The 24,816-nt window shown below is 57.1% G+C and carries 18 protein-coding genes and 2 riboswitches; of the genes, 4 read left to right on the forward strand and 14 right to left on the reverse strand.

Features of this window, described 5'->3' with window-relative positions:
- Nucleotides 1–76 precede the first annotated feature (76 nt).
- Both galK and galT read right to left on the reverse strand, forming a co-directional pair.
- Nucleotides 77–1,300, reverse strand: coding sequence for a galactokinase (galK, locus tag HMPREF1628_RS06090; RefSeq protein WP_034509356.1), 1,224 nt, complete (start codon nt 1,298–1,300; stop codon nt 77–79).
- On the reverse strand, nt 1,297–2,493 hold the full coding sequence (gene galT / locus HMPREF1628_RS06095) for a galactose-1-phosphate uridylyltransferase (protein WP_034509359.1): 1,197 nt from the start codon (nt 2,491–2,493) through the stop codon (nt 1,297–1,299). The genes galK and galT overlap by 4 nt, the downstream gene beginning before the upstream one ends.
- Nucleotides 2,494–2,739: 246 nt before the next feature.
- On the opposite strand from galT, the gene HMPREF1628_RS06100 reads away from it, so the two are divergent.
- The 3 genes from HMPREF1628_RS06100 (at nt 2,740) to HMPREF1628_RS06110 (ending at nt 5,562) form a co-directional block, all read left to right on the forward strand.
- On the forward strand, nt 2,740–3,282 hold the full coding sequence (locus HMPREF1628_RS06100) for a 2'-5' RNA ligase family protein (RefSeq protein ID WP_034509362.1): 543 nt from the start codon (nt 2,740–2,742) through the stop codon (nt 3,280–3,282).
- Nucleotides 3,283–3,456: 174 nt separating this feature from the next.
- Entirely contained in the window at nt 3,457–4,677 is a 1,221-nt protein-coding gene (locus tag HMPREF1628_RS06105; protein ID WP_232219401.1) for a YihY/virulence factor BrkB family protein, read from the forward strand.
- A gap of 69 nt (nt 4,678–4,746) precedes the next feature.
- Entirely contained in the window at nt 4,747–5,562 is an 816-nt protein-coding gene (locus HMPREF1628_RS06110; RefSeq protein ID WP_034509368.1) for an exodeoxyribonuclease III, read from the forward strand.
- Between the two features lie 91 nt (nt 5,563–5,653).
- On the opposite strand, the gene HMPREF1628_RS06115 is transcribed toward HMPREF1628_RS06110, so the two are convergent.
- The 12 genes from HMPREF1628_RS06115 to HMPREF1628_RS06170 all read right to left on the reverse strand — a co-directional run bounded on the left by HMPREF1628_RS06115 (nt 5,654) and on the right by HMPREF1628_RS06170 (nt 24,105).
- Entirely contained in the window at nt 5,654–6,541 is an 888-nt protein-coding gene (locus HMPREF1628_RS06115) for a bifunctional methylenetetrahydrofolate dehydrogenase/methenyltetrahydrofolate cyclohydrolase (protein ID WP_034509371.1), read from the reverse strand.
- Nucleotides 6,538–7,827, reverse strand: coding sequence for a serine hydroxymethyltransferase (gene glyA / locus HMPREF1628_RS06120; RefSeq protein ID WP_034509373.1), 1,290 nt, complete (start codon nt 7,825–7,827; stop codon nt 6,538–6,540). The genes HMPREF1628_RS06115 and glyA overlap by 4 nt, the downstream gene beginning before the upstream one ends.
- Before the next feature lie 47 nt (nt 7,828–7,874).
- Nucleotides 7,875–7,956, reverse strand: a riboswitch (ZMP/ZTP riboswitch).
- A gap of 132 nt (nt 7,957–8,088) precedes the next feature.
- Nucleotides 8,089–10,455 carry a YhgE/Pip domain-containing protein gene (locus HMPREF1628_RS06125; protein WP_034509376.1) on the reverse strand — a complete coding sequence of 789 codons (2,367 nt, stop codon included), beginning with the start codon at nt 10,453–10,455 and terminating at the stop codon, nt 8,089–8,091.
- Nucleotides 10,455–12,992, reverse strand: coding sequence for a YhgE/Pip domain-containing protein (locus HMPREF1628_RS06130; RefSeq protein WP_034509379.1), 2,538 nt, complete (start codon nt 12,990–12,992; stop codon nt 10,455–10,457). Before HMPREF1628_RS06130 ends, HMPREF1628_RS06125 begins: the two co-directional genes overlap by 1 nt.
- Before the next feature lie 77 nt (nt 12,993–13,069).
- A complete protein-coding gene (gene purU / locus HMPREF1628_RS06135; RefSeq protein ID WP_034509381.1) occupies nt 13,070–13,933 on the reverse strand; it encodes a formyltetrahydrofolate deformylase in 864 nt (287 codons plus the stop codon).
- Between the two features lie 109 nt (nt 13,934–14,042).
- Nucleotides 14,043–15,029: a malate dehydrogenase gene (locus HMPREF1628_RS06140; protein WP_034509385.1), complete on the reverse strand. Its 987-nt coding sequence runs from the start codon at nt 15,027–15,029 to the stop codon at nt 14,043–14,045.
- Between the two features lie 149 nt (nt 15,030–15,178).
- Nucleotides 15,179–16,849, reverse strand: a complete 1,671-nt coding sequence (pgi, locus tag HMPREF1628_RS06145) for a glucose-6-phosphate isomerase (RefSeq protein WP_442853080.1) — start codon at nt 16,847–16,849, stop codon at nt 15,179–15,181.
- Between the two features lie 36 nt (nt 16,850–16,885).
- Nucleotides 16,886–19,165: a 6-phosphofructokinase gene (locus HMPREF1628_RS06150; protein ID WP_034509391.1), complete on the reverse strand. Its 2,280-nt coding sequence runs from the start codon at nt 19,163–19,165 to the stop codon at nt 16,886–16,888.
- Between the two features lie 132 nt (nt 19,166–19,297).
- Complete coding sequence (locus tag HMPREF1628_RS06155; RefSeq protein ID WP_034509394.1) at nt 19,298–19,570, reverse strand: hypothetical protein; 273 nt, start codon at nt 19,568–19,570, stop codon at nt 19,298–19,300.
- 61 nt (nt 19,571–19,631) lie between these two features.
- A complete protein-coding gene (gene purH / locus HMPREF1628_RS06160; protein WP_034509397.1) occupies nt 19,632–21,311 on the reverse strand; it encodes a bifunctional phosphoribosylaminoimidazolecarboxamide formyltransferase/IMP cyclohydrolase in 1,680 nt (559 codons plus the stop codon).
- Nucleotides 21,312–21,325: 14 nt separating this feature from the next.
- Nucleotides 21,326–21,410, reverse strand: a riboswitch (ZMP/ZTP riboswitch).
- A 51-nt stretch (nt 21,411–21,461) separates the two neighbouring features.
- Nucleotides 21,462–22,253, reverse strand: coding sequence for a phosphoribosylglycinamide formyltransferase (gene purN / locus HMPREF1628_RS06165; RefSeq protein ID WP_232219402.1), 792 nt, complete (start codon nt 22,251–22,253; stop codon nt 21,462–21,464).
- A gap of 70 nt (nt 22,254–22,323) precedes the next feature.
- Nucleotides 22,324–24,105, reverse strand: a complete 1,782-nt coding sequence (locus HMPREF1628_RS06170) for a cell division protein PerM (protein ID WP_052038933.1) — start codon at nt 24,103–24,105, stop codon at nt 22,324–22,326.
- Between the two features lie 170 nt (nt 24,106–24,275).
- On the opposite strand from HMPREF1628_RS06170, the gene HMPREF1628_RS06175 reads away from it, so the two are divergent.
- On the forward strand, nt 24,276–24,761 hold the full coding sequence (locus tag HMPREF1628_RS06175) for a helix-turn-helix domain-containing protein (protein ID WP_034509402.1): 486 nt from the start codon (nt 24,276–24,278) through the stop codon (nt 24,759–24,761).
- Nucleotides 24,762–24,816 lie beyond the last annotated feature (55 nt).

Below are 24,816 nucleotides of genomic sequence, written 5' to 3' on the forward strand. Positions count from 1 at the left end.
CTCTACCAACTCACGCGATGCGGGAATTTCGCGAGGGGGACAGAGCAAAACAAACAAAGGAATAGGCCGCGTTCACCTAGTTAGCTGGCGCCGATGGCTTTGCATGCAGGAAGTGCGGCTGATTAAAGCCTTCCTTCGCAAACCGTTCGGTGATAGCATCCATGACCGCGCCGGCCTGGTGCTTTCGAACCAGCGCAATCGCTGATCCGCCGAATCCGCCACCCGTCATCCGAGCCCCCACAGCTCCGTTCTCAAGCGCCGTTTCCACAGCGATGTCCAGTTCAGGAACCGTGACCTCGTAGCCATCCCGAAGCGATTCGTGCGATGCCGTCATGAGCGAACCGATCTGGTCCAACCGCTCATCCATCAACGCTCCGTCCTCGAGGAGCTCAACAAAGTCGAGCGTGCGTGCCGTTTCAGTGATGACGTGGCGAGCGCGCTTTTGCTCCTCTTCACTGAGGGCAGACAGATCCGCGTCGCGGGACAAGCTAGCGAGGTAGTCCACGCCGAGCTTCTGCGCCGCGGCCTCGCACGTGGCGCGACGGTTAGCATACTGACCATCCGCCAGGCGGTGTGGTGCCCGCGTATCAATGACCAGCAACTCCAAACCAACAGATTCGAGGTCAAATGGAATGTGCCTGATGGAAGCATCTTTCGAATCAAGCAGAATCACTCCTCCAGCACGGCACCGCATCGACGCAGCCTGATCCATTCCACCGGTTGGAGCGCCAGCAATCTCGTTTTCAGCACTAATGCAAGCCTCAACCAGTTCTTTACGACCCTTCTTAGTGGTAATCATCGAAACCCAGTTTTCGGTCTGCGCCATGAGAGCATCCCAGGCAACAGCAACCGCACACTCAAGCGCCGCAGAAGATGAAAGGCCCGCACCAAACGGCACGCAAGAATCGATTGCGAGGTCGAGACCGGGCATCTTGCCCCTCCCCTGCTGTTCAAGAGCCCAGGCAACTCCCACCACGTAGGCCGGCCAGCCCTCAACAGGGTTCTTCGAATCATGCGTATCGACCTCGTCGAGATTAACCTCTCGCACGCCCTCCTCCTGTGCGGACACCAGGCGAACAATCCGGTCATCACGCTGACTTACCGCGGCATAGGTGCGGTGTGGAAGCGCCATAGGAAGCGCGAAACCACCGTTGTAATCGGTGTGCTCACCGATCACGTTCACGCGCCCAGGCGCCGAGTGGAGGGCCTCCGGACTGTAACCGTAGGAGCGCTCGAAAAGCTCGGTGACTTTGCGCGTGCCCTCTTCAAGAGTCCATGACTCCATCACGATGTTGCTCATTTTTCGTAGACCTCCCGTAGACGATCTGCAATTTTTTCTGGCGTGGTGTCAGAAATCCACGCGCCCATGCCAGATTCGGAGCCACCCAGATACTTCAACTTGCCGGGCGCGCGCTGGATCGAATGCAACTGCATGTGCAAGCGCATAAGTTCGCGTTCCTCCCCCACGGGAGCCTGGTGCCAAGACATCACGTAGGGAATCTCCAGGTAGGTCTTCTGGCCGTCTTCCTCGACTTCAAAGAACTTGTTCCCCGCCTTCAGCATACGAATATAAAGCTGGGCAAGTTCCTCACGCTCTTCATCGGTAAGCTCGTAAAGCGCCTTCACGTCACGCTTGGGCATTAGATGCATTTCAACCGGCCAGCGCGACGCTGCGGGCACATACAACGCCCAGTGCTCAGTTTCATCAACAATCCTGCGACCGCTACGCAGTTCGGCGGCGAGGACATCGCTCAGCAGATCTTTGCCCGTATTCTCCCGGTACCGCTTGGCCTGACGGATCATAGTTGCTGTGCGAGGCGTGATGTAAGGGTAGGCGTAGATTTGCCCGTGCGGATGATGCAAGGTCACGCCGATTGCTTCACCGTGGTTCTCAAAGCAGAACACCTGCTTAATGCCATCTATCTTTTCGAGCTCCTGCGTGCGGTCTGCCCAAGCCTCGATGACTGTGCGCATGCGGGTTGGCCCCATGTCCACAAGATTGCGATTCAGGTCAGGGCCAAAACAGATGACCTCACAGCGACCAGCGGCCGGAGCCACCTTCCAAATGTTCTCTCCACCCAGGTCACTAACCTCCATGGTTTCGCCCGGAATCTGCATGAGCGAGGGGAAACGATTCTCAAACACTACGACGTCGTAGTCGGTATCGGGGATCTCACCGTCCTGATAGGCGGCACCCGGACGTGCCGGGGCGAGCGGGTTCGCATCTGCTGGAGGCAGGAACGTGCGGTTCATGCGGTGCGTTGCGATAACCACCCATTCACCTGTTAGCGGATCCAAGCGCATCGTTGGCCCGGTTACCGGTTTCTCATTGCCATTCTCATCCTTGACTGGCGCGAACCTATCTTGCAGGGGCCTTGGATCATCCAAACGGCGAGTCTTCTCACCGCTGACGTAAGGTTCCGAATCATCGAAGTAGAAAAAGTCGCGACCATCAGCCAGCTTCGTAGCAGTTTTACGAACGCGAGCAGTCATCAGCACTCCCAACAGTGTTTTCGTATCTATTAACCTCCTAAAGCCTACCCCTCAAGAAGCTTTTCTGACGCTGTTCCTTGAGCTGTCTTTTTCCTTCCATTTACCTACCGGTGCTTTCACATTGGCGTATTTCCAATCAACACTGCGCGTCTGCTACTCCTTCATCCTTTCCAAATATGAATACGCCCCGCCGCTTGTGATAGTAATAATCCGTAAACAGGCGACTATGCGTGGCAAGGAATAAGTATGTACCTTCCCTCCTGCGGGACCGACGAGGAACTCATCGGCATACTCGTAGCAGTTCCCGAGCCGCTTGCAGGCGACATTGACGCACTTCGCACCCGTCTCAACTTAGATACCGCAAACAGCACTGCACCGCACATCACTCTTGTGCCACCTACTCCCGTGAAGCGGGCCGACCGCGAGCGCATCATGCATCAACTGGGAGAGGTTGCCGCGAAACGCGCGCCTTTCCGGATTTGTCTACGGGGAGCGGGTTCGTTCCGCCCGGTGTCGCCTGTCTCTTTCATTAATATCGCTGCTGGTGGCGAGGCTCTGGCCGCCCTCGAGGACGAGATCAGCGAAGCCCTAGATCTTCCGCCCGCACGTTTTCCCTTCCACCCGCACGTGACGCTTGCTCACATTGACCATGAGGAGACGTTGGACGAGGCCGAGAAGCTTGCTGCGGATTTCGAGGCGGAGTGGGCTGCAAGCGGCTTCAGGTTGGACCATGTGGGCGCCGATGGCGTGTACCATTCCCAGGCATTGTTTAGTTTTACTGCCGGCTAGATTCACGCGCTACGAACCCGCCTCGTGAGCAATTGGGCACATAACCACGACTGTAAGTGGGTTTGGGAAAGCCGCGACGCAGATTTTCGGGTAGTTTCGAGCTGTAGACGATTCCGCGCTGGATAGGACAGACGAAATATGGCGAAATCCGTGCTCGATCAGCCAGTAGAAGTTTTGGCACCAAGAGCTCCCGATGCTCCAAACCTGTACGGCCCCACTTTCCAAGAGGTGAAAGAGGCAGACGGGATATTGGCCAAGGTAACGGGGCTCATGGATTGGTACAACCATTCTCGCATTGGGCGGGGCATGCGCCGCTACACGCTAAAGCGCGGAAATCTATTGGCCGGCGGTGTCTCTTACACTTCGCTGTTTTCCATTGCGGCGGCACTAACCGTTGGATGGACGATTTTCATGTACTTCCTGGGCGGCAACGATCAGCTTCGCGAGGCCGTGTTGCATGCCCTTGAATCGGCCATGCCTGGCCTTATCGACACCGGCGATGGCACCGGCATGATCGACCCGGATTCACTGATTCAAACAAACGTTTGGTCCGTCACCGGCATCGTGGGTCTATTGGTGTTGGTATTTTCAGCATCGAAAACCATGGACGCGCTAAAAATGTCACTGTGGTCGATGTTCGGAATCGTGCGCCTGCCAAATAGTGCGGTAGCGATCAAGATCCGCGACTTGTTTGGATTCGCGGTCCTGGGCATTGGCGTGCTTGCTACTGCCGCTCTTGGAATCATGATGAACACGGTCGGCTCCTGGTTTATTGACCTGTTGAGTATCGAGGGGGTAGCTGGGCGCATTCTTTTGAACATCGCTACTCTGCTTGCCGCTTTTGTGGTGGACACTCTTTTGGTGATTGCTCTGGTGCGCGTCACTGCAGGCGTTCGCGTTCCCAGCCGTGATCTCTGGATTGGCGCGGCTGTGGCGGGTGTTGGCTCGGCAATTTTGCGCTATCTGGGAACCAGCGCGGTTGGTTCCGTGGCTGACAATCCCCTGCTTGCCGCCTCGGCAGCCCTGGCCACCCTCATGCTATGGGTTAACCTCATCGTGCGCCTGCTGCTTATGGTTGCCGCGTGGATAGCCAACCCGTTCTACGCGGAGTTCCCGCAGGATCAGAAGTACGTACACGGTGATAGCACACCTAACTACGTCACCATGACAGAGCCGGACACCCTCGATTGGCCGCATAATCCCCTCACGGGCGACATTGCGTTTGACCCGCGTGAGAATCCGGAATCCTACGAAACCGTCCTGGAGGACGAGGTCTGGCATTCGCCGCGCGCCAAGTGGTTGCGCGTTCGTATTGAGAGCGCGGAGGCCAAAGCCCAAAAGTATCGCGACGAACTTTTAGCTATGGGCCAGCGCCAGCAGGTGGGCGAAAAGTAGGGCCCGCTACCGCACGTGTTAAACAGAACTTTAAGTAATGCTACGCGCTGAGATTTTGAAAGTAGGACAATGACCTTCTCGCTAGCTTCGATCAACGTTAATGGAATTCGCGCCGCGGTTAAACGCGGTATGAAGGATTCCCTGGCGGACACTAAGCCCGATGTGATCGCGTTGCAGGAGGTGCGCGCGGCAAGCGCAATCACCACCGACCTGCTGGAAGATTGGGAGCTACTCAACTTCGAATGCGAGATTAAGGGGCGCGCCGGTGTAACCATCGGGGTTCGCCGTGACTCCCACGTAAAGCTCCTGCCCGAAACCGCCCGTTTTGGCGCCCATCCGCAAAATAGTGAGGCAGTGGCTGTAGATACAGGCCGTTGGCTCGAAGTGGACGTACAGGACGGAGATCAAACTGTACGTATTGTCTCCGCCTACTTGCATTCGGGCGAAGTAGGTACAGAAAAGATGGATCAAAAGTATGCTCACCTCGATCTCGTTACCAGCCGTATGAGCGAACTGCGCGAGCTACCCAACGTGATTATCACGGGCGACCTAAACATCGTTCACACCGAGCTCGACATCAAGAACTGGAAGGGCAACCACAACAAGACAGCCGGCGTGCTCGACTCCGAAATCGCGTACGTGGACCGCTGGATTGAATCGGGTTGGGTTGACGTTGCCCGTCAACTTACCGGCCCGGTGCAGGGCCCATACACTTGGTGGTCATACAGGGGCAAGGCGTTCGACAACGATGCGGGTTGGCGCATCGACTACCACCTGGCCAGCCCCGCGATGGCTCAGCGCGCTCAAAGCGTGCACGTGGACCGCGCGGTCGATTACGCCTCCCGGTACTCCGATCACGCTCCCCTGCGCATCATTTACAGCTAAGCGCCTGAACTGCGCATGAAAAAGTCGCCCCACTTGGGGGGCGACTTTTTGTTTATATTTACGAGGGCGCTACCGCCTCCGCGATTATCCGCTAAAGCCTTTCAGCGGCTTCAACTACGTTGGCGAGCAGGAGGGCGCGAGTCATCGGCCCCACTCCTCCAGGATTGGGAGACAGGGCCGAGGCAACCTCATCAACGCCATCTGCAACGTCGCCGGCCAGGCGCGCTTTGCCATCTACTTCAACGCGGGAAACCCCTACGTCAAGAACCACGGCGCCCGGCTTCACCATGTCCGGGGTAATAATTCCCGCGGCACCGGTGGCGGCAACCACCACGTCAGCTCGGCGGACCTTGCCGGCAAGATCCTGCGTGCCCGTGTGGCAGAGTGTGACGGTTGCGTTCACGTACTTGCGGGTAAGTAGCAGGCCGATGGAGCGGCCCACGGTTACGCCGCGCCCCACCACAACCACGTCTTTACCCGCCAGATCTATACCGGCGCGTTCAACGAGTTCGATGACTGCCCGCGGCGTGCACGGCAGGGGCGAATCGATTTCTTCCGATACGCGAAGCACCAGGCGTCCCAGGTTCATGGGGTGTAGGCCGTCCGCGTCTTTCGCCGGGTCAATGGCCTCCAAAATCCGGTTGGTATCCACGCCCTTGGGCAGCGGAAGCTGCACGATGTAGCCCGTGCACGAATCGTCAGCATTGAGGCGCTCTACCGCGGCCAGAATGTCGGCCTCAGTAGAATCACCGGGCAAATCCACGCGGATAGATTCGATCCCCACCTCTTGGCAATCGCGATGCTTTCCCGCAACGTAGGTTTGTGCGGCCGGGTCATCACCCACCAGGATCGTGCCAAGCCCGGGCACAACGCCGCGAGTACGCAAAGCCTCCACGCGCTCGCGTAGTTCAGTTTTGATCTGCGCTGCCGTAGCTTTTCCGTCTAGGACCTTGGCTTTGCCTTCCCAGGGCGCCCTCACTTGTCAAGGCCTTCGTAGAGCGGGAATGCATCAGTTAGGGCCTTCACTCGGGCGTGTAGGCCCTCAACGTCTACGTCACCGCCCGATGCGCCCTGCACGAGGGTGGTGGCGATGATGTCCGCAACCTCCTCGAACTCCTTGGCGCCAAAACCGCGGGTAGCAAGCGCGGGAGTGCCGATTCGTAGACCGGACGTGACTCGCGGAGGGCGCGGGTCAAACGGCACAGCATTGCGGTTCACGGTGATACCAACCGCGTGGAGCAGATCTTCACCCTGCTGACCGTCGAGATTCGAATCGCGCATGTCAACGAGAACGAGGTGCACGTCGGTACCGCCGGTAACTAGCGAGATGCCAGCGTTCTTCACATCGTCTTGGAGCAGTCGATCAGCGAGGATCTTAGCCCCCTCGAGTGTGCGCTGCTGGCGCTCCTTAAATTCTTCGCTCTGCGCGATCTTCATAGCAACAGCCTTGGCAGCAACCACATGCATGAGCGGGCCGCCCTGCTGCCCGGGGAATACCGCAGAGTTAATCTTCTTGCCGAGCTCCTCATCGCGAGACATGATCATGCCGGAGCGCGGACCACCAATGGTCTTGTGCACCGTGGTGGATACGACGTCCGCAAACGGAACTGGGTTCGGGTGCAGGCCGGCGGCAACCAGGCCGGCGAAGTGCGCCATGTCTACCCACAGGTATGCTCCGACATCATCGGCAATCTCGCGGAACTTCGCAAAGTCGAGGACGCGCGGGTACGCGGACCAGCCGGCAATGATGACCTTGGGCTTAACCTCGAGGGCAATCTCGCGGACCTCATCCATCTCAATGCGCATGGTCTCTTGGTTCACGTGGTAGAAGTGCGGCTCATACAGGCGGCCCGAGAAGTTGATTCTCATGCCGTGAGTCAGGTGTCCCCCGTGATCCAGTGAGAGGCCAAGAATACGATCGCCAGGCTGGGCGATTGCGGCCAGAACCGCCGCGTTTGCCTGCGAACCCGCGTGCGGCTGCACATTCACGTAAGCAGCACCAAAGACCTCTTTCGCACGTTCAATAGCGAGGTTTTCTGCGACGTCTACAAACTCGCAACCCCCGTAGTAGCGGCGGCCAGGATAACCTTCCGCATACTTGTTGGTAAGGACGGAACCCTGCGCTTCCAAAACTGCCTTGGGCACAAAATTCTCAGACGCGATCATTTCTAGGGTTTCACGCTGGCGCCCCAGTTCATCATCAAGAACCTTTTGAATCTGTGGATCCACCTGCGCTAGGGACTGCAAGAGTTGAGATGTTGCCATGAGTTCTCCTATTTAGGTTTGTCTTCCAAACACCAAGTGTTTTGATGATCCTTGACCCAGGCGGGCGGCCGTTGAATCCCAAAGACGCTCCCCGGTGGTGGTCCACCTGCGCCAGTCGCGTCGTCGTTTCAAACATAGCGCAAAACGCGCGCGGGCGGGGTGCCCGTCCTCTTTTCGAACACTTTTGCAAACAGCTAGTTTTTAGGCTCGAGGAAATGGCTAACACTCACGATTACTTCCGCGAGCGCGAGGAGGGCGCCCCTACATCACCTTGGTTTTTTCAACCTCTTTAGTCATCTTCTCGATATTGCCGGCAATGGCATGACGGAACACGAGGCCAATGAGCAGGTTGGGAATGATGAACAGCAGGATCATGGCGAGGTTTTGTACGAAGTCGCCCGCGTAAATACCGGCCACTGCCGAACGCATGAGGTTGATCGCGTAGGTTGCGGGAAGCCACGGGCTAATGTTTTGGAACCACTGGGGTAACAGTTCAAGTGGGTATGCTCCCCCGGCAGCAGAAATCTGGAGCACAAGTAGCACTACCGCTATCGCCTTGCCCGCATTGGACAGTGATATCACCAGCGTGTACACGATATTTGTAAAAACGGTAGAGATTACCCATCCGGCCAGCATCAGCAGGAAGGGGTGCGCCGGTTCAATCTCAACGATCACGATCAGCCCGCCCATCAGCAAAGTTGATTGAGCCATGCCGATCAACCAGAACATGATGTAGCGTCCCAAGTATTCTTGCGCTCCCGTGAATACCGGCTTGCGTGCGTGCTTCACCGTCTTCTTTGCCTTGTGATCTTCGCTATCGCTAGCCTGGGTTCGATCAGCCGCTTCATTATCATCGACCGATTCGCCGTCGCGAACCTCCTCGGCGTTTTCGGGCTCCTCGAGTTCGCCAGAATCTTCTAGTTCTTCTTTTGCCTCAACGCCATCATTTGAGTCGTCATCATCATTGCTTTTCATGCTTTCTAAGTAGCGTTTGCCCACGTTCTTAGATACGTCCGTACGCAAGAAAACACCAGCCAGTAACGCGCCCACCCACAGCGCAATCACAGTGAATAGAGGCGCCATACCCACTCCGAAAGACGCCACTGGGAATACAGGCGTGCGATCCACGGCTACGGGCGATGACAATAGGCGGGCAAAACCCTGCGGGTCGGTGCCAAGCGCTTTGGCGATTTGGCTCGTATCTGCGCCGGAGTTGGCCTGACGAACCTGCTCGTTAGCCTCGTTCAGGCGTTTCACACTCTCGCGCATACTCTGTGCGGTTATGGAAAGCGATTGCGCCGCGCGATCCATTCCCGCGATGAGGCCACCCGCACTCTCTGATAGGTCGGACTTCACTGCCTGCATGTAAGAGCGGAAAACCGCCGCGTTCTCTCCAGCTGATTCGAGGTTGGATCGCAAGCTGTCGATTTGTGGCTGCAGGTTCTTTGAAAAGCTATCGTGAGCCGCACTGATTGCACCGGCGGCTTCTTCAATCGCCTTACGCGCAGCCTCTTTAGAATTTGAATCGCTAGACCTACCTGCACGCAGATCCTTTGATATCTGACCTAAGCGGTCTGAAAGGCTTTGTTGCCGCGCAATCGCCGTATCAAGATCAGCCAGAAGGTCGTCCCCGTCCGGTCCTAAAACTTGGGCGAGCTTGTCCCTCGTCTGCTTGAACCCGTTTATCTGCTTATCGAGCATGGCACGTAGCTGATCAACCGCGTCCGCGCTACTCTGCGCGGTCTCGTCAGCCGAGTTCAGCAAAGTATCCAGACGAGATTCAACTTTTTCAATGTTGGAGGATGCCTGGTTCAGCGCATCATTTAACCCGGCGGAAAGCCCAGCGAATGGATCGGCCGTCCCACTGCTTGAATCGAAAGAAGTGCCGGTGGCCTGGTCAAAAGAATCCTGGACGCCCGCAGCTAAATCCCGAGTCCCCGTAGCTAGTGGGATTGTAGAGCCAATCAGCGCAGAAAGGGAATCTACTGTGTCAGCGCCGGCGTTTAACTGCGCGGCCAGCGACTCCAGGCGATTACCTAACCGATCCAGCGTGGCCTGCGTTTGTGCATCATCCAGATACGCAGAGACGTCCTCGGCCATCCCCACTGCCACTTCGGCTAGGGCTTGCGAAAACGTGGTGTTGATCTGCGCGGTTACCCCCTGCGCCCCTTGCGTGGTCAGGTTCGCGGAAAGTGGGTTCTTCTTCTCGTTGGTATACAGCGTGATGTTGGCAGGCTTTGCCCCGCCCGCGTAGAAGGTAAACATCGAGGTGGAGAAGTCATCAGGTAGCACAATTGCCGCGTAGTATTCACCCGACCTCGTGCCCTCGAGCGCCCTGTCCTCACTGGTTAATACCCAATCAAGCTGATCGTTAGTGGCGAGCTCTTTCATCACGATGTCGCCCACGTTCACGTTCATTCGCAACACTTCGCTGTTGTATCCCTTATCCGTGCTGGCCACCGCGATTTGAAGGCGATCAGAGTTAGAGAACGGATCCCATGTTGCAAGTACGTTAAACCACGTGAAGAACAGGGGAACGCTGATGAGGATCACTACGAAGATCTTCGCCATCACCGAAGAGTTGATCTGGCGCAGGTCATCACGCGCAATAAAGAAGATCTGTTTCATCACCGCGCCTCACCTTCGGCATACTCCCGCTCCGCCTCACTACGGGGGCGCGCTAGACTGTCAAACAGTTCATCTTCACTCAGGTGCGATAGGTCATTTGCACGCTGGAGGGAGCTCCTTAGCCCCTCGGTGGCAACAAGCGCGCCTATGATTACCAGGCCCCAAACGGCGACGAGGCCAAGCAAAGCTGATTTGCTTGCAGCGGTCAGGCTCGAAACCAGGCTCAACGCTACGAATCCTAAGATGCCTACTATGGTTAGACCGTTGATTAACAGGCGATAATGCGAGTTGAAACGTTCTTGACGGTAAGCGATCCGGTTGGCAAATTCCTTGCGGTTTGAGAGCAACGCAATAATGTTACTGAGCCGGTATACCGAACCTTGTAGCTGCACGTCCTCGTTAACTACCAGTTCGGTGCGAGCCAGATCGTTGTAGAACAACTGCGTGAAATAGCCCAGGTGACGCCGGCCCAAGAAGCCGAGTAGTAACGCTGAGGTGCTCATGAGTAGCAGGATTACCATGAGGCGCCAGTAGTGTCCGGCGTAAAACCCGCCAATGGTTTCTCGCATGGCATCGATGCCGTAAGAAAATGGCAACAAAGGATACAGGCCACGGAAGAAGCCAGGCATGAGTTCGATGGGATAAATGCCTGAAGCTCCCGGAATCTGCAAGACCACCAATAGAATTGCGAGGGCACGTCCCACATGGCTGAGTGCCGCCGCGAGTGCGTAGATTATGGAAAAGTAGATCGGCCCGATCAGCGTAGCAGTTGCAATAAAAGCCAGCACATTCGCGGTTTGCACCCCAATCATGAGGCTACCGACGCTCACTATCAGCCCCTGCCCCATCGACAGCGCTCCTGAAAGCATGAAGCGCCCCAAGTACGCCGAGCGCAAGGGGAGCCAGCCGAAGCCTTCCTTATCGACTTCCACCCGGAAGATGATTACGAGGATGAGGCCACCGATCCACATCGAGAGGTTGATGAACATCGCGGCCATGCCCGAACCGTATGAATTAACTTTGAAGACGGCCTGCTGATCAAACTTCACGGGGGACGCCAAGTAGCGCCCGATGTTCTGCGGGTCCAGACCAATCACCGTTTCGAGTGTGCCCGACTGTATGGCAGTGGCAAGTGTTGCCACATCGGTTTGGGCCACTCGAACAGAGCCCGCAAGGCCATCCAGATTCCCTTTGGCCTGCGTCAGCACCTCTTGGGTGGCACCAATCTGTTCTTCTACCCCGTCAACGAGGGAGAACACCTGGGTCAGTGATGCCCGCGTAGTGGTGATAGCCGAGTCGATTCCGCCCAGGCGCGCCGAGAGGTCAGTGACCTGTGCGGTCAGTTCGCTGACCGCTTGACCAGCAAGTTCTTGCGTTTTGTTAGTAATGCCTTGCGTAGTCGAAAGTGCGTCATTAAACGATTTGACCAGCTGGTCAAGATCCTTGGCAGCCGTCGCCGCGTCCTTACCGGATTGATTTACCTTATTCAGCAGGTCTTGAGCATCATCAAGACGCACATTAAGCTCCTGCGCCGCGTCTTGCGCGGCCGGGATTTGCTCAAGGATCGCCACGCGCTCGCGAACAGCGTCAAGCGAAGTATTTGCGCGTTCAATGCCGCCTTGAAGCTGAGGCTGTATCTCATTTAGCCGCGCTGTGGCATTAGACACCGCAGCCATAGCAGATGCCGAAGACTGATTTAACGCCTGCTGGGCACTCGCGCTGGCTTTACCTGCAGACACGGCAAAACCTTGCGCATCCGATACGACGGTTCCCAAAATCGTTTGCGAATCAGTCAGCGCGCCTGATATGTCGGCAAGAGCCGGATCTGCAGCTGTAAGCGCGCCGCGCACGCTCCCCATGGTCTGTAGCGATTCGGTTAGGGATGCGCCGGCCGCGTCGAGGATTTCCTGCGCGTTTCCAAGGTCTTTCTCCACGCCTCCTAAAGCGCCAAGCGCGCTACTTTCTGCACTATTGATATTTGTAGAAATTTTTAGGCTTCCATCGCGCAGTCCTTGCACGATCGCCTGCCCCACCTGCTCGCGGAAAGTGGAGGTTATTTGAATATCGAGTTCGTTGGCACCCACGTCAGTGATTTTCGGCGCTATCGCACCCTTCTTCTCATTGACCAAATATTCGATTGTGGGTTGGTTGCGTTCACCGGAGAAAATATCGACGAGGTCGTCGCTAAAGCTAGCCGGGATAATGAACGTAGCGTATACGTCGCCGGCTCTAATACGGTCTGTAGCTGCGGATTCTTCGAGAAACTGCCAACCTAGCTGATCATTCTTCGAAAGCTCTTCTACGATCAGATCACCAACATTGATCTTCCCGGTGAGATCAGAACTGGTTCCCACGTCATTATTCACTACCGCAATCGGTAAGTTCTCCGTAGCCACATAGGGGTTCCAAAACGCCAGAATATTTAGCCACGAATAGAGAGCTGGCATCACGAGGATGCCAATCACGATTATGAGGGAGCGTGGGACAGCAATAATGCGCTTGATGTCCCTGACGAATACCCGCCAACTATCGTTCATCCACCCAATAGTAGCCCGGGCCCCAGGATGTTGCCGGTTGCAGCCGCGTCTACTCCCTCACCTGCGCTGGCCAAATTTTAGTTGAACACAACCGTGCGAGTGCCGTTCAGTAGCACCCGGTGTTCGGAGTGCCACCTCACTGCCTGCGCGAGGACGCGACGCTCCACATCTTGCCCTTCAGCAACGAGGTCGCGGGTTGAATCGCGGTGGGTCACGCGAGTGACGTCCTGCTCGATGATCGGGCCTTCGTCAAGGTCGGCAGTCACGTAATGCGCAGTTGCGCCAATCAGTTTCACGCCGCGATCGTGGGCTTGCGCATACGGCCTCGCCCCCTTGAAAGATGGCAAGAACGAGTGATGAATGTTGATGACATTGCCGGCAAGCTCATCGCATAGGCTGTCAGACAGAATCTGCATGTAGCGAGCCAGCACAACCAGTTCAATGTTTTCGGCGCGGACGAGGTTCAAAAGCTCATCCTCTGCAGCAGCCTTTGTATCCTTCGTAACCGGAATGCACAGGAACGGAATGCCGTAGAACTGCGCAACGGGTGCGAGGTCCGGATGGTTGCCAACAATCGCCACGACGTCAATCGGAAGATCAGCGTATCGCTGGCGGTAGAGCAAATCAGTCAAACAGTGCCCTTCTTTAGACACCATAATGATCGTGCGCAGAGGACGGCCGTACAGGTCAAGATTCCAGACTGCGTCAAATCGCTTAGCGAACTCTTCCATCCCCACTTCAATAGGCGCACGCCCGGCAGGACATTCGAGTTCTACTCGCATGAAAAACAGGCCTGTGTCCGAGTCGCCGAACTGTTGCGACTGGATGATGTTGCCCTGGTTCTCCACGATAATGTTAGACACCGCGTGCACGATGCCCGGCCCGTCCGGGCACGAGATAGTGAGGATAAGTTTGGTGTCACTTACGTTTTCTTCAGCCATGCGTCCCACTTTAAACCAAAGCCAAAAGGGTTAATAACTTTGCATACCAAAGGCGGCTCGCAGGCCAGACAAAAGCGCCTAGCTGCGAGCCGCCTCTAGCGTAATCTGCTTACTTTACGAAGCCGAGGGCGCGCACGGCGTCACGCTCTTCTTCAAGAGCCTTAACGTTGCGTGCAATGCCGGCCTTCTGGCGATCGTCAAGCTCGAGGCCCTGAACGATCTCCCACTCGCCACCGGTGGAGGTTACCGGGAAGCCGTAAATGAGGCCTTCGGGTACGCCGTAGGATCCATCAGATACGGAGCCGGAGGTTACCCAGTCGCCTTCTGGAGTGCCGTTTACCCAGTCGTGCATGTGGTCGATCGCCGCGGAAGCAGCCGATGCAGCCGAGGAAGCGCCACGTGCCTCAATGATGGCCGCACCGCGCTTTGCGACGGTAGGAACGAAGTATTCGTCCAGCCATGCCTCGTCAACCAAATCCTTGGCGGACTTGCCATCAACGCGAGCGTAGGTAACATCCGGGAACTGGTCTGCCGAGTGGTTACCCCAAACAACCATGTCCTTGATGAGGCGCGACGGTACCTGCAGCTTGTGAGAAAGCTGCGACATTGCGCGGTTGTGATCCAAGCGCATCATCGCGGTGAAACGCGAAGCCGGTACGTCCGGAGCCGCTGCCGAAGCAATCAGAGCATTCGTGTTAGCCGGGTTGCCAACCACGAGCACGCGAACGTCGTCAGCCGCGTTGTCGTTGATTGCCTTACCCTGCGGGCCGAAGATACCACCGTTTGCCTCGAGCAGGTCGGCGCGCTCCATGCCCTTCGTCCGGGGGCGAGCACCAACCAGGAATGCCGCGTTCGTGCCAGCAAACGCCTTGTTCGCGTCATCGAAGATGTCAACGCCTTCGAGGAGCGGGAATGCGGCGTCATCAAGCTCCATCGCAGTGCCTTCAGCGGCCTTCAGCGCCGGCGTGATCTCAAGAAGGTTCAGCTTTACAGGAACATCCTTGCCAAAAACAGCGCCCGAAGCGATGCGGAACAGCAGTGCGTAGCCAATGTTTCCGGCTGCGCCAGTAACGGTTACGATGCGAGCTTCTGTCATAGTGGAAATCTCCTTACGTTTTAGACAGCTAGGGTCAAATGACCCACCTCTTCTATCGTAGCGCGCACGCCGCTCAAGAGTTAGCTAACGCCCCCACTTTCGGTGCACCTTTGGGCGCGCAATGCGAGGGCGTTAGCGCAATTTACCGGCTACTTGTCGCGATGCTCCAGGTAGTAGCTGATTAGCGACCTCGTGGACGGATCCTGCGCGTCAAGCACTTCGCGGTCTCCCGCAACGGCTGGAGTAAGCTCGCGTGCAAGCTCCTTACCAAGCTCAACGCCCCACTGGTCAAACGAGTCGATGCCCCAAATGATGCCCTGCACAAACGTGATGTGCTCATACAGTGCGATCAGCTGGCCCAGAACGGAGGGGGTGAGCACCGGCGCCATAATCGAGGTTGTCGGCTTATTGCCCTCAAACACGCGGGCCGGAACGATGTGTTCGGGCGTGCCCTGGGCGCGAACCTCGTCCGCCGTCTTGCCAAATGCCAGAGCCTTGGTCTGGGCAAAGAAGTTGCCAAGGAACAGGTCATGCATGTCGGCGTCCTCATCACGCAGCGGCCATGCCGGGTTCGCAAACGCGATGAAGTCAGCTGGCACGAGGCGAGTACCCTGGTGGATCAACTGGTAGAACGCGTGCTGGCCGTTGGTGCCGGGTTCGCCCCAGAACACCTCTCCCGTCTGGTAATTAACGGGCTTGCCGTCCCACGTGACGCTCTTACCGTTAGACTCCATCGTGAGCTGCTGCAAGTACGCGGGGAAACGGTGCAGGTACTGCGAGTACGGAAGCACAGCGTGCGTGTGGGCGCCAAGGAAGTTCGTGTACCACACGTTCAGCAAAGCCATGAGGACAGGGACATTGGCTCCCCATTCTTCGGTGCGGAAATGCTCATCCATGTCGTGGAAGCCAGCCAGGAACTCCTCGAAAGCCTCCGGGCCGAGCACAATCGCCAAGGAAGTACCCACCGCAGAATCAACGGAGTAGCGGCCACCAACCCAATCCCAAAAACCGAAAGCATTTTGCGGGTCAATACCAAACTCTTCAACCTTATCCAAAGCCGTGGACACGGCAATGAAGTGCTTACGCACAGCCTCAGCCTTCGACTTACCGGCAAGCGCGTCCGACTTTTCGAGGCCATCTAGTAGCCATTCACGCACAACCCGCGCGTTCGTGAGCGTCTCCAGCGTGGTGAACGTCTTTGAAGCGACGATAACGAGTGTGGTTTCCGGATCCAGATCCTCCGTCTTCTCACCCGCATCCGTTGGGTCAATATTCGAAATATAGCGAGCCGTGAGGCCTTCCTTCGCATACGGCTTCAGCGCCTCGTAGGCCATGACGGGGCCGAGGTCCGAACCGCCAATACCGATGTTCACAACCGTTTCAATCGGCTTTCCGGTTACGCCAACCCACTCTCCAGAACGTACCTTGTTCGCGAAGGCATACACGCGATCTAGCACCTCGTGCACGTCCTGCACAACGTTTTGTCCATCAACCTCAAGCGAAGCGTCCTTTGGCAAGCGCAACGCGGTGTGCAGTACAGAACGGTTCTCCGTAACGTTAATGCGCTGCCCGCTAAACATGGCCTCCATGCGCTCTTGCAGATTCGTCTGCTCGGCAAGATCCAACAGCGCCTCAACAACCTCGTCGGTCACGAGGTTCTTTGACATGTCAACGCGCAGATCAGCGGCGTCGAACGTGAATCGATCCACGCGGCCAGGATCTTTTGCAAACCAGCCTCTCAGGTCCGGGGCAAAATCCTTTGCAAGAGTAGAAAGCTTACTCCATGCTTTTGTGGACGTAGGGTTCACTGGGGTTGTCATCGTCATTCCTTCTTTGGGTATAAACGCTTTTGAAATCTAGTATGTCACGACGTGGTCGGCGTCTTCGATTGGTATTTCCACGGGGATCACGTCCCCGCGCGGCATCGACACCACCGGTATTACAGTCGCGATTGATAGCCACCACTGTTCAAAGGGACGTCGGTTCTTAGTGTCCAGATGATCCATCATGCGGCGCACGGGGAATGCTTGCATTTTGCCGCCGGCCTCGCCGATGTAGCACGCGTCATCACCGCCGCGCGCAAAAATTTCATCAAGCACCTCGATCGCCTCGTATACGAGACGGGTTGCGAGCAGCCGGTCGAACGGTGACGGCGCACCACCTTGCTGTAGGTGGCCAAGCGCCGAATGACGCACGTCGTACAGGCCCTCCCCCTCAGATTCGAAAACCCGCGCGAGGAATTCGCGGTTATATTCGGGGTGAGCTTCCTCGTTTCGTACTACGAGGAACAGGCGCCGACCCGCACGGAACGACTGCTTCAGGTAGGCAACGTCCTTTGAAATATCCGCGAGCGTAGTGGGTTCTTCATTCAGATACACTTTTTCAGCGCCGCTGGCGATGGCAGCCATGAGCGCCAGATAACCGCACTTGCGCCCCATTGTTTCCGCAACGAAGCAGCGGCGCGAGGCAGCAGCAGACTCTTTGATTCGATCCAGTGCCCAAACCGCGTTGTTGACCGCCGTGTCCGCGCCGATACTGAGCTCCGCGCCGGGCAGGTTGTTATCGATTGTGGCTGGCACTAGCACCATGGGAATGTTGAACGCCGGGTAGCGGCCGCGCTCTTGGAACATGTCGTAAATCGACAGGTAGGCGTTCATACCGCCAATCAGGAGCAACGCGTCGATTTTATGTTCCTCGATGGCGCGCCCGATCGCATAGTACTGGTCAACGGTCGGCATGGTGCGGCGCGTGCCAAGCTCGGCCCCACCCTTGAACGCCCAACCTTCAACATCAGACCAGGTCAGCTCCCGCACATTGCCATTCATCAGGCCGGCCATGGAGCCCTGCACGCCCAGAATCTGCATGCCCTTATCCAGGCCAATGCGCACAGCGGCGCGCGCAGCGGTGTTCATGCCCGGAGCCAACCCGCCCATGTGCATAACAGCTACCCGCTTTGCTCCCTCGGGAATCGCGGTATTGCCCGGTGGCTCGGACAGAATCTGATTAATGCGCGTCATCTTCACAAAAGAGGCGCCCCGTGACTCGATGGCCTTATCGAACTCTTTGTTTGCCACAAGTTCGGCAACGTTGCGGGTGGCCTCTACCGATTCAACTAGCGGAATGCGAGTCAACCGGTTCTTGCGTACGCCAATGACATTCGCCGGGGTATCCGCAGTAGCCTTCAAAATCTCTTGCGCCGCCCCGTATCCCATGAGGGTCGGCATCCACCTGTCGTATGCCGAGGGCGTACCACCGCGCTGAACGTGCCCTAGGATCGTGATGCGCGGTTTTTCTCCCAGGCGAGCCTCAATGGCCTCGGCAACCTGCGCCGATGTGATCCGATTACCTTCCGAGTCTTTTGCCCCCTCGGCAACAATCACGATGGACTCGCGCCTGCCCGCCTCGCGGCCCAGACGGAGCTTTTCAGACATGTCCTCTTCCCAACCGGGCGTGGGCGGATTCTCGGGCGTGAACACGTAGTCCGCACCGCCCGCAACCGCCGACATGAGCGGCAGATAACCGCAGTGGCGCCCCATTACCTCGATGACGAACATACGCTGGTGGGATGCGGCCGTTGACGAAATGTCGTCAATCGCCTCCACAATGCGGTTTAGCGCAGAGTCCGTACCGATCGTCATATCGGTGCCCACCATGTCGTTGTCGATCGAACCGACAATGCCCACGATCATGAGCGCAGGGTGAGCGCTGGCCACCTCTGGTGTGATCTCACCAGCTTCCAACAGGCCCTGGACGTGGCCGGGCCATTCCTTGCGGAACTCGTTAGTGCCGGTCAAAGACCCGTCGCCGCCAATCACAACCAGGCGGTCAATGCCCCTCTCGAGCAGATTCTTGCACGCGCGGCGCCTGCCCTCGTACTCGTAGAACTCCGGGCTTCGGGCCGTGCCGATCACGGTTCCGCCCTCGTTCAAAATTGAGGACACGTCGGACCACGCCATTTCTTTGATCCGCGCGCCGCCCTCAACGGCGCCCTGCCAGCCCTCCAAAATTGCGTACGGCGTGGCGCCCATCTCGAGGCTGGTGCGCACCACCGCGCGAACAGCCGCATTCATTCCCTGAGCGTCACCTCCCGATGTAAGCACGCCAACGCGTTTCTTCAAATCAGGAGACGGTGTCATCTAGACCTCCAAACTAGGAACAAGACCACTCCTATTATCGACTGTTTGGCACACACTTTGCCAAGTGTTCAGGAAATGTGACTCTCGTGAAGTATTTGTGCAAGTGACAGGGGCGCAACGCGCAAAGATTGTCTAAACCGGGGAAGGCGTTGTTGCCGCCGATATTGTTAGCGCAAGCCCCGTGATAATCGCGATCAAAAACAGGGCGTCAAACAGGGTGGACCGCGCGCGTAGCCACGTGTGACCGCGCGCCAAAATGCGGATTAGAAGCAGCGCAACAAAAAACGCAACCAGGCCCCACAGCGCCGCCCGCACACTCGCCCACAGCGCAACCGCCGTCAGACCCGCAATACAGGCCGTAACAAAAATGATTCCGGCCGCAATCACTGCTTTTTTGCTCGACACGCCCTCCATCCTATCGGCTGGAGGGCGCGTCTACATTCACCGTTTAGATTGTCGCTTGATTCTAGTGCGAGAAGTGGCGATTACCCGTGAAATACATGGTGATGCCGGCTTCCTGAGCTGCCTCAATCACTTCCTCATCGCGAATCGAGCCACCCGGCTGAACCACTGCTTTCACACCTGCATCGATCAAAAGCTGCAGGCCGTCAGCGAACGGGAAGAAAGCGTCCGAGGCGGCTACCGCCCCCTCGCTTCGACGCGGAGCCTGCTCCACCTTGAGGTCCGCATTTGAAGCGCCCCCAACTCCGGCCTCCACCTTCGCAGCATCACCGGTCTCACGACCTCCGAGGGTATTTGCCCGCTCCACGGCCAGGCCACACGAATCCACGCGGTTAACCTGCCCCATACCAACACCCACCGATGCCTGGTCCTTTACCAGCAAAATCGCGTTTGAGCGTACTGCCCGAGCCGTTTTCCACGCGAATTTCAAATCCGCAAGCGTCGCCGCATCGGCAGGAGCCCCCGACACCAGTTGCCAGTTTGCCGGGTCATCGCCGGTCGCATTCACGTCGTCACGATCTTGGGCCACGAGGCCTCCTGTGATCTGCTTGAACTCAACGGTTCCACGCGAAGGCGCCTCAACCGTTAGCAGCCGAATGTTCTTCTTCTTAGAAAGGACCTCGAGAGCGCCGTCCTCGAATGAGGGAGCAACTACCACCTCGGTGAAAATCGGGGCAACCTGCTTGGCCATCTCTACCGACACCGGACGGTTCACCGCTATCACGCCGCCAAACGCAGACACCGGATCGCACGCGTGCGCCTTGCGGTGAGCCTGCGCAACGTCCTCGCCAACCGCAATACCGCACGGATTGGCGTGTTTGATGATTGCAACACACGGCTCATCGTGATCATATGCCGCGCGCAAGGCCGCGTCCGCGTCCGTGTAGTTGTTGTAGGACATAGCCTTGCCATGCAACTGCTTTGCGCGAGCCAGGCCACCAGTTTCCGTGCGACCTGCAAAACCAGCACCCGCATTCACATACACAGCGCCGCGCTGATGCGGGTTCTCGCCGTAACGAAGCGTATCCAAACGCTCCCATGTGCCCGCCAAGAAGCCAGGAAGTGGCTCCTCATTACCCTGCTGTGCCTCGTCCTTGTCGATCTGTTGTGCAAACCATGTGGCAACCGCCGCGTCATAAGTTGCGGTGTGTGCAAATGCCTGCGCTGCCAAGCGGCGACGCTGCTCATCCGTGAAACCACCGGCCTTCACCGCGTCGATAACCTCGCCATAGCGCGACGGATCAATCACCACCGCAACGGAAGCGTGATTCTTCGCCGCCGCGCGCACCATCGTGGGGCCGCCGATATCGATCTGCTCGATAGCCTCTTCAAACGTTGCGCCCGACGCAATCGTTTGTGCAAACGGGTATAGGTTCACAACCACGAGGTCGAACGGGTCAACGCCAAGCTCAGACAACTCATCGACGTGTTCCGGTTTTGTCCGATCAGCCAAAATACCCGCATGAATCCGCGGATGCAGAGTCTTAACGCGGTCACCCAAGCATTCTGGGAAACCTGTGACCTTCTCAACGGGAGTAACCGCAACTCCAGCCTCTTCGATCAAACGGGCAGTCGAACCCGTAGAAACAACCTCCACGCCATTTTCTGCCAGAGCCTTTGCCAGCTCCACCACGTTGGACTTATCAAAAACAGAAACCAGGGCACGTTTAATTGCAGACATCATTCCTATCCAATCCTGCCCCACACCCAGGCGGGCGGCGTCGAAGGCACTGCTAGACCGCTCCCCGGTGGTGATCCACCTGCGCCAGTCACGGCCACCCTCAGTGTAATGAACCTGCTCTTGCAGGTTAAGGAATGTCCAAAAAGTGAGGCGTTAGCCTACCTCCACCCAGCGGCCCGTCGTGGTCCAGCCTTCCCGCATCATTTTGCCCACGATCTCAACCAGCTGGCGGCGCTCAGCCACCTGAATGCGCTCTAGTAGCTCGGCCAGCGTGTCACCTGCCTCAACGGGAACAACGCATTGGGCAATCACGCGGCCCGTGTCCATTCCGGGATCCACAAAAAACAGGGTTGCGCCCGTATATTTAACGCCGTAAGCGAGGGCATCTGCCGGACCTCGAATACCCGCAAAAGATGGAAGTAGCGAGTTGTGCGTGTTCACCACGCGACCATCGAAAGTATTCAGAAATTCGGGGCCAAGTAGCTTCAAGAAACCAGCAGAAATCACCAGGTCAGGGTCAAAGCCCGCTACAACCTCGGTCATCGCGCCGTCCCATTCTTCGCGGCTCGCATAGTCGCTAACACGCTCCACGAAGGTGGGAATTCCTGCTTTTTCAGCGCGTTCCAAGCCTTTAACGCCCGGACGATCCGATCCTACGGCAACGACCTCGCACCCGTATCCAGGGTCTTCACACGCGTCAATCAATGCTTGCAGGTTTGTGCCAGAACCAGAGATGAGGACTACCAAACGCGCGGCTTTCGCTCCGGCTGATGACTGCGACGGCGAGTACTGCGTGCCTGCCGCGGGAACATGCTCCCCCGTCTCCTGCACCGACTCAGCCTGGACGTGCGGCGATACTTTGAGGCTCGAGGCCGCGATACCCGTCTGCGCCACGTTCCTGTCGGCGGCGGACACTTTGCTGGGAGATTCTGCGGAAGTCGTCACTGCTGCTCCTTGAACGACGATAATCCGATAACTAGTTTCAAATCCTCACCCGGTTTCGTCAACCTCGGTCTCAATTTGTCTCGTTATGATCGGGGGAAACTTCTTGAGCTGCATCTTGATCTGCATCCGGGTCAGGCTCCTCCTGAAGCGCACTATCTTCCTGCGCAAGATCCGGCGGAGCGACCTGATCGTCGATGGTTTTATTCCGGCTAATCTTCTTGGAGGTCGAGCGCGTGACTCGGGACGCGGCTGCTCCTGCCTGCGCATACTTATCGAGGAAGAACGGGTGCGCGAGTGCGTACACAACCGCAGCGCTCACACCAACTTCGAGCGTCGCCAACGCCACAGCGTAAACCAAGCGCGGCCCCAAAAGCCCCATTCGCGCAACACCGAGGGTTCCCATCGAAAGCCACATCCACGCCGCCACCAGCACCAGAAGGGTTAGTACATACATTGAGGCATGCACCAGGTGGTCGGCCAGATTCTCTTCCCTCCTCCACTTCACTGCGGCCATACCAAGCAAAACACCGAGCGCGATAGGAATTAGCACAACCCAAATTCCTACCTCGGTCTGCGGAATAGCACCCAGGATTGGGATCGCGGGAATCGCGGCTACATCTGCGCGAGAGGGTGTGACTATAGCGTCCGAAGCCGTGTAAAAACCCGGCCCCATTAGCCACGACGCTGCCCAACCGGCCACATTAGGAAGGTACAGGGCCTGAGTGATCCAAATGATCACGGAGTCAAAAACGGAGGCGTTAAGCAGATCCGCTATGCCTCTTATCCGGCTCCAGCCGGCAATAATCCCTACGAGGCCGGTCACCATTCCAACCGCGAAGAGTGCGGCGAAACCAACTACTGCATCTTTGATGGCACGTAGGTACGGGCCCACGCCGGGCTTAGATTCCAAATCTAAATCATGCGACTTCAGCGACCACACCCACGCTAGGGCTGACACGAAGAGGCTCCCGAGGACCAGCTGGGGTAGCGAGGCACTCGTTTTGTTGAACACTGCCAGCAAAAGCACGACCCCGAGGTATACCGGTATGAACAGAGCTGAACCACGCCAGCTTGCCACGTTTGCCCGCGCTAATCCGGCTCTGGCCAGCGCCACGTGCATGATTGTTAGCCCCAGCGGAATCATCTTGTAGCTTGCGCCAGCGATCTTCACGCTGGCACCGTATGACATCGCCCAAAAGTCGCTACCCACCGAGATTGCGGAGTTCCAATCGGCCTCCATCATCCACGGATTCGACGCGTTGGCCAGGAAACTAACCAACGCAACTGCGGCGATTAGTGCCCACGAGAAGAACGCAGTTTCGAGGGCTGCGAGCAGTAACTGCGGCCAACCCGCGGGCGGGCGCACCACAATGACCTTGCGCTCCACGGGCATTCGCGCCACCGTTGGAACAGCATCGGGTTGTTCAGCTAGCTCGCCCTCTGCCGCTTTCAAGGACTGCGCTGGCTCTTCTTCAGCCTGCCCGTCCACATCTTCTTCGATTTCGTCTTGCGAGGGAGCCTCTTCCAGCTCGTCTAGAAGATCTTGCTCGATAAGTGCGCGCTCCACGTCGGTGAGACGCTCGGTTGGAAGTTCATGTGGCGTGCGTGGATCTGCGGCGCGTCGGTTCTGGCGACTGCGAGCCTGCGCAATGGCGCGCCGTAGCTCCTCGGCGTCTCGCCGCGGGTTTGACACACCCGTCTCGAGGTCGCGACGGCGCTGCTCTAAAACCCGCTCGCGAACCTGATCAGCATGTGCCTTGCGAGCTAACTTGCGCTCGCTAGCTTCCCGTTCTTTCTTGCTCGGCCGGTGCACGCGCTCGCGCTCGCTTCGATCCCCTGTGTTTTCTCGCATCGTTTCTATCTTGGTTCAAACCGCCGGCTTTATCGCGGCGAATTGCCGGTGTGTCCACCAAACGCACCTCTGCTATCGCGTGGGAGCAACACAAAAGGGCGGTCCCGAGTAATTGAACTGTCCCCCGGAAGTTGGACTGATTTATTCAGTTTTTCTTCCGGGGGATTTGTATGCATCCGAGATCTACGTTGACTTATGAGCAGCGTGCGGCGCTGGTGGGTTTGTTTGAGCAGGGTTTTGGTTACAAGAGTGCGGCTAGGCAGGTTGGTGTTGCTAAAAAGCCGGCCAGGAATTTGTATGATCGCTGGCAGATTCGTGGCAGTGTTGTACTTGTGAGAAAACCAAACACTAGTGTTTATCCTTTTGAAGTCAAGCGTGATGCAGTGTTGCGTTTCCTTGCTGGTGAATCTCGTGGGAGTATTGCTAAAGATCTTGGACTATCCAGGCCAGATTTAGTGAGGAAATGGGCTCGGATTTATGAGCAGCAAGGTGAGGACGGGTTACGTCCTAAACCTAAAGACAGGCCTGCTAAGTCTGGGTCTAAACCGAGTAAGCCTTTGTCTGACACTGAGCAGTTACGCCGTCAGGTGGAGTATTTACAGGCGGAGAATGCTTACCTAAAAGCATTAAGGGACTTGATGCGCAAAGAGCAATAACTCGTACCCGAGTGGTTGCAAGTCTCAAGTCCCAGTATCGTCTTGCGGATTTACT

The organism is Actinomyces sp. S4-C9, assembly GCF_000758775.1.
Lineage (GTDB): Bacteria > Actinomycetota > Actinomycetes > Actinomycetales > Actinomycetaceae > Gleimia > Gleimia europaea.